The organism is Komagataeibacter melaceti (assembly GCF_003403295.1).
Classification (GTDB): Bacteria; Pseudomonadota; Alphaproteobacteria; order Acetobacterales; family Acetobacteraceae; genus Komagataeibacter; species Komagataeibacter melaceti.
The window spans coordinates 1-17,014 of the sequence record NZ_QUWV01000028.1 but is presented as its reverse complement, the minus strand read 5'-3'; the positions used below and the strand labels follow the sequence as shown (position 1 = coordinate 17,014).

The 17,014-nt window shown below is 64.3% G+C and carries 17 protein-coding genes and 1 riboswitch; of the genes, 11 read left to right on the top strand and 6 right to left on the bottom strand.

The window, feature by feature from the left end; genetic code table 11:
- Positions 1-64: 64 nt before the first annotated feature.
- Both ahcY and DY926_RS03450 read right to left on the bottom strand, forming a co-directional pair.
- Positions 65-1,363, bottom strand: a complete 1,299-nt coding sequence (gene ahcY, locus DY926_RS03455; RefSeq protein ID WP_116702093.1) for an adenosylhomocysteinase — start codon at positions 1,361-1,363, stop codon at positions 65-67.
- Positions 1,364-1,443: 80 nt separating this feature from the next.
- A complete protein-coding gene (locus tag DY926_RS03450; protein WP_116702092.1) occupies positions 1,444-2,481 on the bottom strand; it encodes a dipeptidase in 1,038 nt (345 codons plus the stop codon).
- A gap of 190 nt (positions 2,482-2,671) precedes the next feature.
- Between DY926_RS03450 and DY926_RS03445 the strand changes: the two genes are divergently transcribed.
- The 4 genes from DY926_RS03445 (at position 2,672) to DY926_RS03430 (ending at position 6,436) form a co-directional block, all read left to right on the top strand.
- Positions 2,672-3,505: an aldo/keto reductase gene (locus DY926_RS03445; RefSeq protein ID WP_116702091.1), complete on the top strand. Its 834-nt coding sequence runs from the start codon at positions 2,672-2,674 to the stop codon at positions 3,503-3,505.
- Between the two features lie 160 nt (positions 3,506-3,665).
- Entirely contained in the window at positions 3,666-4,787 is a 1,122-nt protein-coding gene (locus tag DY926_RS03440) for a lytic transglycosylase domain-containing protein (RefSeq protein ID WP_116702090.1), read from the top strand.
- A gap of 34 nt (positions 4,788-4,821) precedes the next feature.
- Entirely contained in the window at positions 4,822-5,469 is a 648-nt protein-coding gene (locus tag DY926_RS03435; RefSeq protein ID WP_116702089.1) for a peroxiredoxin, read from the top strand.
- Positions 5,470-5,479: 10 nt separating this feature from the next.
- Positions 5,480-5,679: riboswitch (cobalamin riboswitch) on the top strand.
- 28 nt (positions 5,680-5,707) lie between these two features.
- On the top strand, positions 5,708-6,436 hold the full coding sequence (locus DY926_RS03430; RefSeq protein ID WP_116702088.1) for a CbtA family protein: 729 nt from the start codon (positions 5,708-5,710) through the stop codon (positions 6,434-6,436).
- Here DY926_RS03430 and DY926_RS03425 read toward each other — a convergent pair.
- Positions 6,427-7,608, bottom strand: coding sequence for an extracellular solute-binding protein (locus DY926_RS03425; RefSeq protein WP_116702087.1), 1,182 nt, complete (start codon positions 7,606-7,608; stop codon positions 6,427-6,429). The genes DY926_RS03430 and DY926_RS03425 overlap by 10 nt on opposite strands.
- An 84-nt stretch (positions 7,609-7,692) precedes the next feature.
- On the opposite strand from DY926_RS03425, the gene DY926_RS17215 reads away from it, so the two are divergent.
- The 6 genes from DY926_RS17215 (at position 7,693) to DY926_RS03405 (ending at position 13,713) form a co-directional block, all read left to right on the top strand.
- Entirely contained in the window at positions 7,693-7,863 is a 171-nt protein-coding gene (locus DY926_RS17215; protein ID WP_158551912.1) for a hypothetical protein, read from the top strand.
- On the top strand, positions 7,860-8,981 hold the full coding sequence (locus DY926_RS03420) for a lysophospholipid acyltransferase family protein (protein WP_241503030.1): 1,122 nt from the start codon (positions 7,860-7,862) through the stop codon (positions 8,979-8,981). Before DY926_RS17215 ends, DY926_RS03420 begins: the two co-directional genes overlap by 4 nt.
- 13 nt (positions 8,982-8,994) lie before the next feature.
- Positions 8,995-9,156 carry a hypothetical protein gene (locus DY926_RS17475; protein ID WP_186336065.1) on the top strand — a complete coding sequence of 54 codons (162 nt, stop codon included), beginning with the start codon at positions 8,995-8,997 and terminating at the stop codon, positions 9,154-9,156.
- Between the two features lie 88 nt (positions 9,157-9,244).
- Positions 9,245-11,425: an EAL domain-containing protein gene (locus DY926_RS03415; protein WP_241503037.1), complete on the top strand. Its 2,181-nt coding sequence runs from the start codon at positions 9,245-9,247 to the stop codon at positions 11,423-11,425.
- 109 nt (positions 11,426-11,534) lie between these two features.
- Positions 11,535-13,262, top strand: a complete 1,728-nt coding sequence (locus DY926_RS03410) for a putative bifunctional diguanylate cyclase/phosphodiesterase (RefSeq protein ID WP_116702084.1) — start codon at positions 11,535-11,537, stop codon at positions 13,260-13,262.
- Positions 13,255-13,713, top strand: a complete 459-nt coding sequence (locus DY926_RS03405; RefSeq protein ID WP_116702083.1) for a hypothetical protein — start codon at positions 13,255-13,257, stop codon at positions 13,711-13,713. Before DY926_RS03410 ends, DY926_RS03405 begins: the two co-directional genes overlap by 8 nt.
- A gap of 9 nt (positions 13,714-13,722) precedes the next feature.
- On the opposite strand, the gene DY926_RS03400 is transcribed toward DY926_RS03405, so the two are convergent.
- The 3 genes from DY926_RS03400 to DY926_RS03390 all read right to left on the bottom strand — a co-directional run bounded on the left by DY926_RS03400 (position 13,723) and on the right by DY926_RS03390 (position 16,579).
- Complete coding sequence (locus tag DY926_RS03400; protein WP_116702112.1) at positions 13,723-14,742, bottom strand: NAD-dependent epimerase/dehydratase family protein; 1,020 nt, start codon at positions 14,740-14,742, stop codon at positions 13,723-13,725.
- Positions 14,743-15,203: 461 nt separating this feature from the next.
- On the bottom strand, positions 15,204-15,845 hold the full coding sequence (locus tag DY926_RS03395) for a hypothetical protein (RefSeq protein ID WP_116702082.1): 642 nt from the start codon (positions 15,843-15,845) through the stop codon (positions 15,204-15,206).
- A complete protein-coding gene (locus DY926_RS03390) occupies positions 15,842-16,579 on the bottom strand; it encodes a hypothetical protein (RefSeq protein ID WP_408886029.1) in 738 nt (245 codons plus the stop codon). The genes DY926_RS03395 and DY926_RS03390 overlap by 4 nt, the downstream gene beginning before the upstream one ends.
- A gap of 141 nt (positions 16,580-16,720) precedes the next feature.
- Between DY926_RS03390 and DY926_RS03385 the strand changes: the two genes are divergently transcribed.
- Positions 16,721-16,933 carry a type II toxin-antitoxin system HicA family toxin gene (locus DY926_RS03385; protein WP_116702111.1) on the top strand — a complete coding sequence of 71 codons (213 nt, stop codon included), beginning with the start codon at positions 16,721-16,723 and terminating at the stop codon, positions 16,931-16,933.
- Positions 16,934-17,014: the final 81 nt, after the last annotated feature.

Here is a 17,014-nt window from a genome sequence, read left to right as displayed (position 1 = left end):
ACATAGGCTCCGGCCCGGCGGAATGCCGGGCCGGTTACGCGTATCAGGGGCTTCTGGCGGGGTCTTAGTAACGGTACAGGTCGTTCTTGAACGGACCGTTCACCGGCACGTCAATGTAGTCGGCCTGCTTCTGCGTCATCTTGGACAGGTGGGCCCCCACCTTGGCCAGATGCAGTGCCGCGACCTTTTCATCAAGGTGCTTCGGCAGGGTGTAGACCTTGTTCTCGTACTTGTTTTCCGGTGCGGTCCACAGTTCGATCTGGGCCAGCGTCTGGTTGGTGAACGACGCGGACATGACGAAGGACGGGTGGCCCGTCGCGTTGCCCAGGTTCACCAGGCGGCCTTCGGACAGGACGATCAGGCGCTTGCCATCGGGGAAGACGACCTCATCGACCTGCGGCTTGATGTTGTCCCACTTGAAGTTGCGCAGGGCACCGATCTGAATTTCGGAATCGAAGTGACCGATGTTGCACACGATGGCGCGGTGCTTCATCTCGCGCATGTGGTCGAGCGTGATGATGTCCACATTGCCCGTGGCGGTCACGAAGATATCGCCGCGCGGGGCGGCTTCTTCCATGGTCACGACCTCGTAGCCTTCCATCGCGGCCTGCAGCGCGCAGATGGGGTCGACTTCCGTCACCAGCACGCGGCAGCCCGCGTTGCGCAGGGATGCGGCGGAACCCTTGCCCACGTCACCGTAACCGGCAACCACGGCAACCTTGCCCGCCATCATCACGTCGGTGCCACGGCGGATGGCGTCCACCAGGCTTTCACGGCAGCCGTACAGGTTGTCGAACTTCGACTTGGTCACGCTGTCGTTCACGTTGATGGCCGGAACGCGCAGCAGGCCCTTCTTGGCCATTTCCCACAGGCGGTGGACACCCGTTGTCGTCTCTTCGGAGATGCCGCGCACCTCTTCGAGCAGGTCGGGGTACTTGTCATGCATGAGGATGGTCAGGTCGCCGCCATCATCCAGGATCATGTTGGGCGTCCAGCCATCCGGCCCGCGGACCGTCTGCTCGATGCACCAGTTGAACTCGTCCTCGGTCAGGCCCTTCCATGCGAAGACCGGCACGCCCGTCGCGGCGATGGCGGCGGCAGCCTGGTCCTGCGTCGAGAAGATGTTGCACGAAGACCAGCGGACCGTGGCCCCCAGCGCCGTCAGGGTCTCGATCAGGACCGCGGTCTGGATCGTCATGTGCAGGCAGCCCGCAATGCGCGCGCCCTTCAGCGGCTTGGACTCACCATACTCCGCGCGCAGCGCCATGAGACCCGGCATTTCGCCTTCCGCGATGGAGATTTCCTTGCGTCCCCACTCGGCCAGAGAGAGATCCTTGACTTTATAGTCGGTGCTGGTGGTCATTTCTTGTCCCATGTTCATCAATCCGGCAAAGGATATAGCCGGTCGCGGGCAAGTGATCCAGAGCAGGCGGAAACAGGTGGTTACGCCATCGCGCTGGCCACGTCCTCGGCCTGTTGCATCAGGCGGAGGAAATTCTCCCCCCACAGTGCGGCGATCTGGGCGCGATCGTAGCCCCGGCGCAGCAGTTCCGCCGTCAGGTTGCCCGATTCCGCGGCGTTGGCCCAGCCGCGTATGCCGCCGCCGCCATCGAAATCGGACGAGATGCCCACATGCTCGATGCCGATTCGCTGCACGGCGTAATCAATATGGTCCACGAAATCCGCCACCGTGACCGCGCGCACCTCGCGCACGTCACGCGGGCGCAGGAAGGCGTCCATGGCGGTGATGTGGATCACGCCCCCGCAGGCCTTCAGGGCGTCAAGCTGACCATCATCAAGGTTGCGCGGGTGGTCGCACAGGCTGCGCACGCACGAATGGCTGGCAAAGACCGGCGCGCGTGACAGTTCCAGCGCCTGCATCATCGTATCGCGCGACGTGTGGGAAATATCGACCAGCATGCCCACGCGGTTCATCTCCGCCACCGCAGCGCGCCCCAGCGCCGAAAGGCCGCCATGCATGCTGTCCGGGTCGCCCAGATGCAGCATGGGGCGTGCCGAATCGGCCAGCCGGTTATGCCCGTTATGCGTCAGCGTCATGTAACGCGCGCCGAGATCGCGGAACGTGGCGATTAGCGAAAGGTCTTCGCCGATCGCATAGCCGTTCTCCACCGCCGGGATGATGACGATGTCGCCCGCCGCATGGGCCGCGCGCACGGCCCCGGCGCTGTCGCACACCTGCACCCCCGCGATCCGGTCCAGCCCCCCGATCACGCGCAGCATGGCCTGCGCCCGGCTGGAGGCCGCCATGTGCCCCGCCGCATCGCACCCGCCCTGGCCCACATAGGCCACGAGGCACGCCGCCCCCATGCCGCCTGCGCGCATGCGCGGCAGGTCCACCCGCCGTGATGGCGCGCCGGTGGCGAAGTCGTCACGGTCGGGCCATGGAATATCGACATGCGTATCCAGCGTCAGGATCTGGTGGTGCAGGTCGGCGGTGGGCGTGGGGGATGGATCGGTCATGGATGTCCTTTCTGAGCGGTGACAATGAACCATATGCAGTCCAGTCCTGAAAACTGCGCATAAACCGGATGCGGCCATGTGTCGTTAGGCTGGGTACAGGCGATCACGTCCCGTCCCGGCCAGCGCGCCAGTGTCCTCCCTTCCAATGTAGGGCATCACGCGGCCGGGCGCATCTGGCGAAGGAACGACCATGACAACCATCCCCCTGCTTCCCCTCAATGACGGCTACAGGATTCCCGCCATCGGCTTCGGCACCTACCCGATGGACAACCCGCAGGCCGAAAGCGCGGTGCGCGAGGCGCTTGATGTGGGGTATCGGCTGTTCGACACGGCATCGCGCTATGGCAATGAAAGCGGGGTCGGCACGGGGCTGGTCAGCTATGATGTCGGGCGTGAGGACATTTTCGTCACCACCAAGCTGCGGGGCGCGGATCAGGGCTATGACAGCACGCTGCGCGCGTTCGACCGCAGCCTGCAACTGCTGAAGATGAGCTACGTGGACCTCTACCTCATCCACTGGCCGCTGCCCGGCAAGGACCTGTATGTGGAAAGCTGGAAGGCCCTGATCGAGCTGCGCAACCAGGGGCGGGCGCGCTCCATCGGTGTATCCAACTTCCTGCCCGAGCACATCACGCGCCTGATTGACGAGACCGGCGTGGTCCCGGCCGTCAACCAGATCGAGATGCATGTCGATTTCGCACAAACCGAGCAGCGCGCCTTCCACGCCCGCCATGACATCCTGACCGAAGCCTGGAGCCCGCTGGGCCGGGGCCAGATACTGGAAAACCCGACCCTGCGCCGCGTGGCGGAGCGGCATGGCAAATCACCCGCGCAGGTCATGCTGCGCTGGGTGGTGCAGACCGGCGCCGTGCCCATTCCCAAAAGCGCCCACCCCGAGCGCATGCGCGCCAACCTGCAGGCCTTCAGCTTCCAGCTTACGGATGAGGACATGCGCGACCTCGCCACGCTGGACGCGCCGGGCCACCGCACCGGGGGCGACCCCGCCACCTATGTGGAGGAATAGCGCCCGCCACGGCGTGGAACGCCATTTCCGCATGGTGTCCGCATCGGGATTGCACAAGCCGGAGCCACGCTGTTATGGTGCGTGGCCTTTGCCCCCGGGGTGGGCCATGCGGGTCCATCCGGCATGGATGACAGGGGCATGAGCGGGATCACGACAATAGATGGCGGCAGCGCGCGCAGGGGCGGTATCTGACATAGGTGGCGACACGGCCAGGCCACCCACCAGCCGCCGTTTCCTGCAATGGCTGGCGCTCGGGCTGGTTGGCCTGCTGGCGGCCTGCGCCCAGGGCGGGCCACGGCAGATGAGCGACGAGCAGATGCTGCACGAAGCCGATTCCTACCGTGCCCGCGCCCATGCCAGCTATACCCCCCCCGGCCCGCCCGAGGACCCGTGGGGTCCCTATATTACCGAAGCCTCCCAGCGGTTCGACGTGCCCGCCATCTGGATACGTCAGGTCATGCAGCGCGAATCGGGCGGCCAGCTCTATCGTAACGGCCAGTTCGTGACCTCGCTGCCCGGCGCCATGGGGCTCATGCAGCTCATGCCGCCCACTTATGACGAGATGCGCGCACGCTACAATCTCGGTCCCGATGCGTTCGAACCACATGACAACATCGTCGCGGGCACGGCCTATATCCGCGAAATGTACGATATTTACGGCTCGCCCGGCTTTCTGGCCGCCTATAACAGCGGGCCGGGGCGGCTGGATGACTTTCTGGACCGCTATCACACCCTGCCTAAGGAAACGCGCGATTACGTCGCCTCCATCGGGCCACGGATCGCCGGCGTCACCCCGGCCAACCGCTCACAGGCCGATATGCTGATCGAGGCGCGCGCCCTTGCCCGCGCACAGGCGCAGCAGCAGGGACGCAGCCGGGGGCGGAAGCTTCTGGCCTCGGCCCAGCATACCCCGCCAACCGAAACGCTGGCCCTTTCCCCGCAGGCGGCGGCCGTGCGCGCAGCATGGAGCGCGCGTGAGCGGAGCGGCATCGCCCCCATGGCCCCGGCCGCCGGGCAGCCGGGTGTGATCAGCATGGCGGGCGGGCATGACTGGTCGGTGCAGGTGGGAGCCTTCGGTTCGGCCGGGCAGGCGGAACAGGCCGCAGGACAGGCCCGGGCAAAAGTTTCCGTAAGCGGGGTACGAACGCAGGTCGCAAGCGTTGCATCGCATCATGGTCATGTCTATCGTGCAAGGCTGACCGGCCTGTCGCACGAGGCTGCGCAGAAAGTCTGCCAGCGGCTGGGCGGCGGAGGGTGCCAGATCCTGCCACCCACCACATGAAGTTGGTAACCCTGTCTGCGGGGTGAGGGGAAGCATGCGGTATTTTTACAGGCGTTCACGCTGGTGCCTGCCGGGACTGTGCCTGCCGCTGGTGGGGGTGATGGCCTTTGCCGGGTTTGTCTGCTTCTCGCCCGCGCGTGCGGCCCTGCCGGTTGGCAGCCAGGCCCCGATGTTCGATGCGCAGGCCACGCGCAATGGCAGCGAGTTCAGCTTCCACCTGGCCGATGCCCTGCGCAAGGGGCCGGTCGTGCTGTATTTCTACCCTGCTGCCTTTACCCGTGGCTGCACCATGGAGGCGCATGACTTCGCCAGCGCCATGGACCAGTACACGGCGCTGGGGGCTACGGTGATTGGCGTCTCGACCGATGACATGCCCACGCTGGACCGTTTTTCCGTAAGCGAGGGGCATGGTCGCTTTCCTGTCGCCACCGATCCGCAGGGCCGGATCGCGCGCATGTATGACAGCCGCCTGCCGCTGCTCAACCGCGCCAACCGCACCTCCTACGTGATCGCCCCCGATGGGCGGGTCATCTACGCCTACAGCGCGCTATCGCCCGATGGCCATGTCACCCACACGCTTGATGCGCTGCGCCAGTGGCGCGCGGCGCAGGGCCGGGCCAGCCCGGTTTCTCTTCCTGCCTCCACCCCTGCCACTACCACCCCGTCCGCCACCACGCCGTAAGGGCGGGGGCGGCATTGACTTGGTGGCAGGCGCGGTATTGACTGCCGCCTTCGTCATCCATGTGAGGGAAGCCGGTGAGAGTCCGGCACGGTCGCGCCACTGTGCACCGCATGCGCGCATGCGGAAGTCAGACCCCTCAGGTGGATAAGGCCAATTCCGTTGCGGGACGCGCTTTCCCGACAGGAGACCCGATTTCCATGATTATCCTTTCCGTAGCCCCATGCGGGGGTGCCCGCTAATGGCCGGTCGCCTTCTGCTGCGCGGCATGCTGGCCGGTATCCTCGCGGCCTGCCTTGCTTTCGTGTTCGCCCGGGTGTTCGGGGAACCGCAGGTCAATCTCGCCATTGCCGTCGAGGCCGCCATGGATGCGGCCTCCGGTGAGTCGCCGGAGCCGGAACTGGTCAGCCGTGGGGTGCAGGCCTCCCTTGGCCTGCTGACCGCCGCGGTCATGTACGGCGCGGCCTATGGGGGCCTGTTTTCGCTCGTTTTCGCAACCGCCTATGGCCGGATCGGCCGTTTTTCACCGCGTATGCTGGCCATGCTGCTGGCGGGGGCGGGTTTTCTGGCGGTGGTCATGGTGCCTGACCTCAAATACCCCGCCAATCCGCCCGCCGTGGGCCAGCCCGAGACGATCGGCATCCGCACTGCGGCGTATTTCGAGATGGTGGTGTTCTCACTGTGCGCGCTGACGCTGGCGGTGCTGGCCGGGCGCGCTCTGGCGGCACGGCTGGGGAACTGGAATGCCACGTTATGTGGCGGGGCCATTTTCGTGGTGCTGGTCGGCCTGCTGCAATGGGCGCTGCCGGATATCAGTGAAGTGCCGGACAATTTCCCCGCCGTCGTGCTGTGGCGCTTCCGTGAGGCCGCGCTGGGCATGCAGCTTGTGCTGTGGGGCAGCCTGGGGCTGATCTTCGGCCTGCTGGCCGAGCGTGCGCTGGCCCGCCAGCCCGGCCCGCATTACGGCTGAGCCGTATCGCCGCCGCCCTCCTGCGCGGGGGTGGGCGGTGCCACGGGCGCGCCCTGTTTCATTACATCATCCCACAGCGCGCGCAGCTTGCCGTCCATCGCATGGTCTATGACGGGATAGGGATGGCTGGCCGCGATGTAGGCGGGCTGGTCATCCCAGTGCAGGGCCGTCTTCGCGGCGGGATCGAGCGGGGCGAGGGGACTGGCCGGCATGCCCCAGTAACATGAGGACGTGGCAAGCCGCGCCTGCGCCGCCGGTGTGCGCAGGTACTGCGCGAAGGCAAGGGCAAGCGCCTTGCGCTGCGATGTCGCAAGCACCGAAACCCCATGCTGCCAGCGCATGCCGCCCTGCCGGGGCACGGTAAAGGTCAGGTCGGGATGTGCCGACGGCGGCGCTGATGACGGGCTGGCGGGTGTTGCGACCGTGCCGTCCTCGTCCACGCCCGCGGTGGTCCATGCGCCACCGCCCACCACAATATCCACCTGCCCGTCAGCCAGCGCCTGCTGCACGCCGGGCATGTCATCCACAATGGCGGCGCTGGCGCGCAGGGCCGCCAGCCGGGTGCGCAGGGCAGGCAGGTCGGCATCATCCAGATGCGCGGGATCACGCCCGAGGGACAGCGCGACATAGGAAAGCACGGGCAGGTAGCTGTCATATATCGCGATGCGGCCACGGTAGCGCGGCTGCCAGATGGCGTTGATGTCGTCCATGTCCGCCGCGTCAACCCGCGCCCGGTTGAAGGCCACGGCGTTGTAGTCGTATTTTTCCGGCACGGAATACAGTTCCCCCCGGTAGGACCCCATTGCCGGGTCACCGATCGTGGCGGGCACTTCCGCCGTGGGGAACGCTGCCGGGTCCAGCGGCATCAGCAGCCCGTCAGCGGCGAGGGCTGCGGTATCGGTCTCGTCCATGATGAGCACGTCCCAGTCCCCTGCCTGTGACTGGCGCAGGATGGCGCGGGCGGCGGCAGTGCTGTCAATGTCCTTGAAGTGGATGCGCACGCTGTTGGCCTGCTCGAAGGGGGTGAGCAGTTCGGGGTCTTCATGATCGCACCATGTCAGCACATTCAGCACACCATCCGCCGCCCGCACCGGCGCGGGCGGGAGGGTGGCAAGGATGATGAAGGCGGTCGTTACGGCGGCGGCCCTGCCGTGACGGCTGCATCGGGACATGAAACAAACTCCTGAAAGCCAGACCCTAGCATGGACCGCTATTTCCGCATGGTCCAGCAGTCAGGGCACGCAGGGGCGCAAGTAATGACAGGTGTGGCCGCGTGGCTGTACGGACATCGTGCACGGTGCGTGCGGATCGTTACAGGCGGGGCCTTGCGCGATGTTGCGGGCGTTGCGCGCATGACACGTCAGGCCGCTGTCGGTTTCGCGTATATTGTCGTGCGCCATGATGGCGGGCTATGGATAGGCGCATGATCGCCGATTTTATCCGCCGCTTCATCCGGCGTCGTTCCCCGTCACCTGTAACCTCCCTGTCCGCGCGGCGTGCGTCGCGGCGGGTGATCGCGCCGGAAGCCGGGTCGGACGCCGCGCGGGCCATTGCCGCCATGTCCGTGGCCCCTTCGGGGCGGGTGCGTGAATATGCCCGCACCGCCCGATGCGTGGGGCGGCTTGCGGCCATTACCGTATGGGTGCCGCTGTCCGTCGGGTTCGAGGCGGTGCTGCTGCTATTTCCCGGCACGGCCAAGATACGTTGGACGCGCATGGTCTGGGGCGGGCTGTGCCTGCTGCTTTCGCTGCGTATCCGCGTGGTGGGCCGCAGAGCGGGCGGCGTGGGCGGGCGGCGCGCGCGCCAGCGTGGCGAGCGGCCGGTCATTTACGTCTCCAACCATTCCACATGGCTTGACGTGCCGGTGCTGGGCACGGTGCTGCCCTCCAATTTCGTGGCCAAGGGCGATATTGAGGGCTGGCCCATCATGGGGCTGGTCTCGCGCATCGGGCGGACCATATTCGTCAGCCGCCAGCGCAGCACCACGGGCCGTGAACGTGACGAGATGCTGCACCGGCTCATGGTGGAAGGTGACAACCTGATCCTGTTCCCCGAAGGGACATCATCGGACGGGTCGCGTGTCCTGCCCTTCCTTTCGGCCTTTTTCGCCATAGCCAAGCCGCCACGCCTGCCGCCGGGCAAGGAACCGGCCGAAGCCCCCAGCGAGGCCGCCCTGATTGCGGCAAAGCCTGGCATGATCCCGCTGATCCAGCCGGTTTCGGTCGTGTATGACCAGCTTGAGGGCGTGCCGGTCAACCGTGCGCGGCGTCCGGTCTTCGCATGGTATGGGGATATGGAGCTGGGCCCGCATGTGTGGCAGCTGCTCAAATGGCGGTCGATGCGGGCAACCGTGCTGCTGCACCCGCCGCTGGACCCGGCGGACTTCCCCAGCCGCAAGGCGCTGGCACAGGCGGCGTGGCGCGCGGTCTCGGCCGGGGCTGCCGAACTGCGCCAGAACATACCCCAGCCCGAAAGCGAAAGTGCTTACGCCTGCCGCCCGCTGGCTGGCATGTTACCACAGGATCTCGAACGCTGGCGGGGCTGAGCAGACTGTGAGCATGGCAGGGCGAACGGGCGTATCGCGCCGCTTCACGCCCACCGCACGCACGGCCCCGGCACAGGGCAACCATGCGTGTGACGCTTTGTTGCTGGCCCATGACGGGACTGACGCAATCGGGACTGGCATGGTATGGGCTGCGGGCCTGCACGAGTCAGGATAGGGTAGTCTCAGTGGTGCAGCAGTCGCGCCGATGTCTGGAGTTTACGGTGGATCAGCCGAAGATTAGCGCCGATGTCCTGCTTTCCGCCATGGAGCAGGCGATTGATCCCATGGTTGTGATTGATGAGCATAACTGCATCATCTTCTTCAACCCGGCGGCCGAGAAGATATGGGGCCTGTCGCGTGAGGAAGTCATGGGGCAGAATGTGGACTGTCTCGTACCCGTGCCCGACCGCGTCCAGCATAACGAGTTCATTGACCGTAACCGCGCCACGGGAATCGGCCGGATTGTTGGTACATCGCGTGAGGTGGAGTTCCAGCGCGCCAATGGCGAGCATGTAACCGGTGAGCTCTCGATCTCGCGCGTGCAACTGACTGACACCAGCAAGATCTACTACATCGCCGTCATGAAGGATGTGACGGAACAGAGCCGCCAGCGCAAGATCCTCATCCTCCAGAACGACGTGCTCCAGGCCCTGGCATCCGACCAGACGATCAGGGAAGTGGGCGACCTGCTGTGCCGCCGGGTGGACCGCTTCGTGCCCGATGCCATGGCGGCCCTGATCCTGATCGACCGTGCGCGCCACCTTCAGGTACTGGCGTCGCCCGGCATGCCCACGCGCTTCCGCACCGCGCTGGACAGCATTGTCATTACGGACGAACAGCTTGCCGCACTGGGGCAGGACCCGGCGGCCACCAATGCGGTCGTGTGGTCCAGCTACCAGTCCGTCGCCCGTTCGCTGGGGCTGGAGCGGTGCTGTTCCTCCCCCATCATCTCGCGCACGGGGCAGGTGATGGGCATTTTCGCCGTTTACATGCGCGGCGGTGATACGGCGCGGGAATGGCCCGAACGCGTGGTCTCGACATGCGTGCCGTTCTGCGCCCTGGCGATCGAGCAGAACGAGACACGGCTGCATATCGCCAAGCTCTCCAATTTTGACCGCCTGACCGGGCTGCTCAACCGGACCTCGCTGCACAACATCATCGACCGGCTGATCATGCGCGGTGGCGACAGCCGGTTTTCGCTGTTCATGGTCGATATCGACCGCTTCCGTGACATCAATGACGCGCTTGGCCATGTAAATGCCGACCGTTTCCTGATCGAGATCGGGCGGCGCATCCGCTCGCAGGTGCATGATGACTGCATCGTCAGCCGCTCGGGCGGGGATGAATTCATCATCGTCATTCCCGACTGTACGCACGAAAAAGCCGAACAGTTTGCCGAAAAGCTGATCAACGCCATCGGCAAGCCGCTGCAGGTGGGTGAAAACACGCTCAGCATCTCCTGCTGCGTGGGGATATGCACCTTCCCCGAGAACGGGCCGGACAGCGAGACCCTGCTGAGCCTGGCCGACGTGGCGGCCCATCAGGCCAAGGAAGACGGGCGCGGCGTCTATCGCTTTGCCGGGCATGAAAAGAACCAGGTGGCGCAGGAGCGGCTCATGCTCGGCTCGGCATTGCGGGATGCGCTGGCCAAGGGCCTGCTCAACCTGCATTACCAGCCGCAGGTGGAAACCATGACCGGCGGCCTGTACGGGGTGGAGGCCCTGTCACGGTGGCATCACCCCAAGCTGGGCAACATCTATCCCTCGCGCTTCATCGCGGTGGCGGAGGAAACCGGCCAGATCGAGGCGATCGGCCGGTGGTCCCTGCAGGAAGCGTGCCAGCAGATGGTCAAATGGGACAAGGCGGGCATGCATGTGCCGACTGTTTCGGTCAACCTGTCGGCTGTGCATTTCCGCAACCGCGCGCTGCCTGAATTCATCGCCAACCTGCTGGCGCACCATAACCTGACGCCTGACCGCCTGACGGTGGAAATTACCGAAAGCGTCATGATGGATGGCAGCGGGGATACGGAAGACGTGCTGCATGCCATCCGCAAGCTTGAGGTCGGCCTGTCGATGGATGATTTCGGCACGGGCTATTCCTCACTTTCGCGGCTGACACGCCTGCCGCTGAGCGAGATCAAGATCGACCGCAGCTTCATCAATGATTTCGAGCATGACGCCAACGCCCAGGCCGTGACCATGGCGGTGATCGGGATTGGCAGCAGGCTGGGGCTGACGGTCGTGACCGAAGGGGTGGAGACGGTACAGCAGCATCGTCTTTTGGAAAAATTGCATTGCGATGTTATGCAGGGTTACCTTTTTGCCAAACCACTGCCCCCGGCCGAACTGGAAAATTGGTTCCGGACTGGTCAGGAGCGTGGCTCGTTTATTACCCCCGCGGCAGGTAAGCAGGGCCCGGCGGGAGCGGGTGTACAGTCATAACCAAAAACAGGACCACGCGCAGGCAGATAGTACGCGTGTAACAGGCTGAATGCCGAGTTGATTTTAATGAAGTATTCCATATTATCTATTATGATTTCCAGACGGGAAAATGGCATTGCAACACGATGACCGGCTGCGGGCACTGACACGTCAGGATGCGGATTTCTGGGCGGATCTGGTAGATAATATCCTGATTGTCGCCATTACCGACAGCAGGGGCGTAATTACGTATGTAAATGACCGCTTTTGTGAAATCAGCCAGTATTCGCGTGAGGAACTGATCGGTTCCACCCATCGTATCGTCAATTCCGGGTATCATGACGCGAATTTCTTCCGTGACATGTACCGCACGATCACGACCGGCGAACTGTGGCAGGGCAATATCTGCAACCGCGCCAAGGACGGCACGCTGTACTGGGTCGCGACCACCATCATCCCAAAAATTGATAAAAACGGCCAGATTCAGGGCTATGTCGCCAGCCGTTTCGAGATTACCGAACTCATGAACACCCGCGACCGCCTGTGTGAACTGGCGGAAACGGATACGCTGACCGGCCTGCTCAACCGTGGCGGGTTCAACACCGCGCTGGCGGACGAGATCGCGCGCTGCCGCGAACCGGGCACGGTCCAGCCCGCGCTGCTCATGTTTGACCTGGACGGCTTCAAGCAGATCAACGACGTGCATGGCCACCACGCGGGCGACACGGTGCTGCGCGCCATTGCCTCGCGCCTGATCGAACTGACCCACCCCGATGATCCGGTCAGCAGGCTGGGGGGTGATGAGTTCGCGGTAATTCTGCACCGCACGCTTGAGGACATGCCGCTTGATCGGTACATGGACCGCCTTCAGGCCATTCTGGAGCGCCCCATAGATATCGAGACGGTTACCGTAAGTGTCGCGGGCAGCATCGGGGCCGTGCTGCTGGACGGCACTGATACGATGGAGGACGTGCAGAAAAACGCCGACATGGCGATGTACGCCGCCAAGCGCGCAGGGGGCAAGCAGTCCCAGATGTTCACGAAGGCCCTGCGTGAGCGCGCGCAGGCCCGTGTGACGATTTTGAGCGAGGCGCGCTGTGGTGTCGAGCGCAACCAGTTCGAGGTATATTACCAGCCCGTCCTGAACTGCCGCACCCTGCAGATTGACCAGATCGAGGCCCTGCTGCGCTGGCACCACCCCCAGCGCGGGCTGCTTGCGGCGGAAGATTTTTCCGACGTGTTTACCGATGCCGGGCTGGCGCAGGCCATGGGCCCGTGCATGATCGAATCCTTCCAGCGTGACGCCACCATCTGGAAGGATCACGGCCTGCCGCCACGCCAGCTTGCCATCAACCTGTCACGGATGGATCTGGTGCGGGATGACTATCGCCGCGAACTGGAAGACGCGCTGAAACGCTTTGGCATGTCACCGGACAGTTTCGTGCTGGAAGTGACCGAAGCCATGCTGCATGGCCGCCGGGCGGATCAGGGCCTGCGGCACCTGCGCGACCTTGCGCAGGGCGGGTTCAGGATCGCGCTGGATAATTTCGGCAAGGGCATGACCGTCCTGAGCCACCTGCGCGAACTGCCCTTTTCCCAGATCAAGATCGACCAGTCCATTGTGGAGAACATCGTAGGCAGCCCCGGTGCGTGCATGGTCCTGTCCAGCCTGATTGAGATGGGGCAGGGGCTGGGCATGGAAGTAACGGTGGAAGGGGTCGAGACCCGTGAGCAGTTTGATCTGGTCATGGACATGGCGCCGGAGCGGATACAGGGCTTCTTCATTTCTCCCGCGCTGTCGGCACAGGATATCCTGAAACTTCCGCAGAAATTTGACCGGACAATGCCCCATGGCTGAGACCCCCCGCACCATTGACGCCCGTATTGGCGATGACCTGCCGCGCATTGACGTGATCGGCCTGGCCAATACGCGCCGCATCATGCATGCCGAGCGCCATAATGACGGCACGCGTATGCCCATGTTCATTCCGGCAGCGTCCTGGGCGCGACTGCTGGAACTGCATTGCACGGGTGAAGGCGCGCCGGACCGTCCCCGCCTTGCCCCCTCCCGCGTGATGGAGGGGCTTGAGCGCGCGCTGGCCCGCATCATGACCGAGATCGCCCGGCATGAGGCCGGTCAGGATGAACCGCTGCGCCCGGCCTATGGCGTGACATCGGACCTGTTCGGCGCGGAAGGTCCGGTGGATATCCGCATGGTCGTGGACAGCACAACCGGCGTTGCCTGCATGCTGGCCGCCCCGCCAGCCGATATGGCGGCGCTTGGGCTGGATAACGCGGCGCGGGGCTGAGGCTTTTCGCTACTGCGCGGCCGGGCTGGCCACAGTGGTGGCGTAACAGGTCCTGTACCACGCAACGAACGCCTCCACCCCCGCCTGCACGGAGGTGTCAGGCGTAAAGCCGGTCAGGGCACGCAGGGCGGAACAGTCTGCCCATGTGCGTGGCATGTCACCGGGCTGCATGGGCAGGTCGTTGCGGATGCACGGCGTGCCCAATGCCTTTTCAATGGATTCGATGAACGCCAGCAGGCTGACCGGCCTGCCGCTGCCAATATTGACGACCCGGCACGGCGCGACCGGGCTTGCGCCGGCGTCACTCTCCCCCGGCCCCCGTGGCGGCGTGGTGGAGAGACGGCGGACCGCCTCAACCACATCATCAATATAAGTAAAATCACGCGCCATATCGCCGTTATTGTAAACGTCGATCGGCCTGCCCTGGAGCGTATTGGCCGTAAACCGGAACAGCGCCATGTCCGGGCGCCCCCACGGGCCATAAACCGTGAAGAAGCGGCATATGGTAATGGGCAGGTTCCACAGGTGGGAATAGGAGTGGGCCAGATCCTCGGTCGCCTTCTTGGTTGCGGCATAGAGGCTGAGCGGATGGTCGCAGCGCTGGGATTCGGCAAACGGCACGCTCCGGTTTGCCCCATAGACCGAGGACGTGGAGGCAAGCATGAGATGCCGGGGCGGGTGCGCGCGGGCCTGTTCCAGCACGTTGCAGGTGCCGATGATGTTGGCGTTGATATAGGCCTGCGGATTTTCCATGCTGTAGCGCACGCCTGCCTGTGCCGCCAGGTGGATCACCAGTTCCGGTTCGCATCCGGTAAAGACATCCGCAAGTGCCTGTGCGTCTTCCAGCAGGAATTCATGGCAGGTAAACCCGGCGGATTCGCGTAGCATGGCGTGTCGCCTGCGCTTGAGCGCCACGTCGTAATAGGCTGTCATGCCATCAATGCCCGTTACGGCGTGCCCGTCGCGCAGCAGGCGGCGGGCGACGTGATAGCCGATGAATCCCGCCGTGCCAGTAACAAGAATACGCATCCGTAACTCCAGAAAATACAGGCAACCCCATGGGCCATCCATGTGGGCATGTCCTGTCCGGTTTTGACGGGCGTTGCATTATGGGCGTTTTCCCGCACGGCCCCCACGTAGCGCGTGGGAAAGCAGGCGTGAAACCGCTTTTAGGACATACCGGGGTTCCACCAGCTTTTCCGCCCCCATAGCGCGGGGGCATGGCAGGGCCGGACATGCACAGGCCCCACGGGCGGATATGCATGATTGACCCGCGCATATGGCAGGTAAACCGGGAATATGGAAATATCGGGGGAAATCATGGTGCTGCTGGACAGGATTGAACTGTCGACCTCTCCCTTACCAAAACAGGGCACTCCCGCAAAAATGGTAGTTTTCCGTTATATTGTTGCCCAATAAATTAAAAATCGCTGCGATTCGAATATGTGATTCTGGTCCAGTGGACCAGAGCGGATTCTTGCGATTCGCTTCTATCTGGATCGTCTGTGGATGCCCGCGAATGGCTTGACCGGTATGTGGTCGATGCACTCGCTTATGCTCCAGCTATCAAGCAGGCTGCGAACCCTTTTTTCCAACTCATCCCGATCAGCAGTCAGTCGGGCTGCTTCGGTGTGCCGGGTGTCATCGTTCTGAGACAGCATCTCCGTTTCGTAACCAAGCTGCCGTGACATCTCCACATCCGGCAGGGATGACAGCGGGGCGTAGGCCACCGGCAGGCTGACCGTCTGCCCGCGCGTGCGGCTGGCGTCACCCTCGATCCCGAAGGTCGGTGCTGTGGTGATCGTTCCCACGCTGAACTGCCCGCCCTGCGTGAAGCCGCCGGACAGTTGCAGCGTCACATCCCCCGCAATCGTGCCAACCACGGGGTCGGGCGTGTGCTGCCCGCACTGGGCCGCGCGCACCGCCTGCGCAAACCGGGCCTGCTGCGCGGCCGTCCAGTCACCGGCATGCGAGACCGAAACCACCCCGGCCTGCGCGAGGCTGCTCTGGATGGAGGCCATGGCCTGCGGGATGGTGGTGTGCACCGGTCCGGGCTGGAGCGCGCACCCGGCCATGCCGAACAGGCTGGCGAGGACGAACACCACCCGGTCAGCCCCATGGGGGCCGCTCATGCTGCGCCATCCAGATAGGCATCATTCGCGGCCACCAGTGCCTCCCAGTCCTGCCCCGAGGGTGACAGCATCCCTGCGGGCAGGAGCTGCCGCCATGCCAGGCCGTGCGCCTCCATGATGCGCGAGCGCACCCATCGCCACGTGGCCTTCTGCTTCGTGCCCCATGTCAGCAGCGTCACGAGGTCGGTATCCGCCGTGCCGGTATAATCCCACAGCAGCAGGCAGTGCCCGCCCGCGCTGCCCGGCGTGGGGTCGCCATGGGCTGCGGGACTGTCCGTATCCCACACCGGCGGCAGGTTGCCGTCCTGGTCCTGCCACATATCCGCATCCGCCAGCTGCACGCCCAGATAGGCGGCGGACAGGCCAGCCGCGATGTTGCGCACCCCATTCAGGTCGGCCGGGTCGGCGCTGCCCCACAGGGGGAACAGCGTCTGTGTGGTCAGAGCGTAGCCCTCACGCTGTGCGTATCCCAGCACGTCCACCTCGATGCCGCCATTATCCGTGGCCGGGTTGCCCGGCACGTAGCCGGTGGAGAGGCTGTAGAACCGTACCGCCGCATCCGTGGTGATCCCCGCCACATCGGAACCGGCCAGCGCCGCCGTGGCGTGCAGGTGGTTGCCGATGCCCGCACTTGTACAGTCCCCGATCTGGTCATTGCCCAGCATGGCCGGGTGCGGGTCGATATGGCTGCGGTCCAGCCTTGCCGGGGCCTGCCGGGCCATGAAGCCACGCATGGCGGAAAGGTGCGGCTGCCCGGGCCGGTGTGCAGCCGGACGGCAGCCGAGTTTACGCAGGTTTGCAAGCGGGTGGTTTTTCTCGTTCATTTATGACCGATTTCATTTGACACTCGCGCATATGTGCGCGATATTGTGGACATGAAAGCCGCTGACCTCCTCGCCCGTCTCCGCCGCCTTGCCAACAAGAATGGCTGGGACATGACCGAACGTAAGGGAAAGGGGTCGCACATCGTGGTACGGCTGAACGGCAGGCCGACCGTGGTGTCGAACCATCGCGGTGACATTGCCACCGGGACATTCCGCAAGATCATCAAGGATCTCGGACTGACCGAAACCGATCTGGAGGTATGAGGATGCTTTACGCTTACCCGGTCGATCTGGAGACCAATCCGGACGGCACCATCACGGCTTCATTCGAGGGGCTGCCGGGGG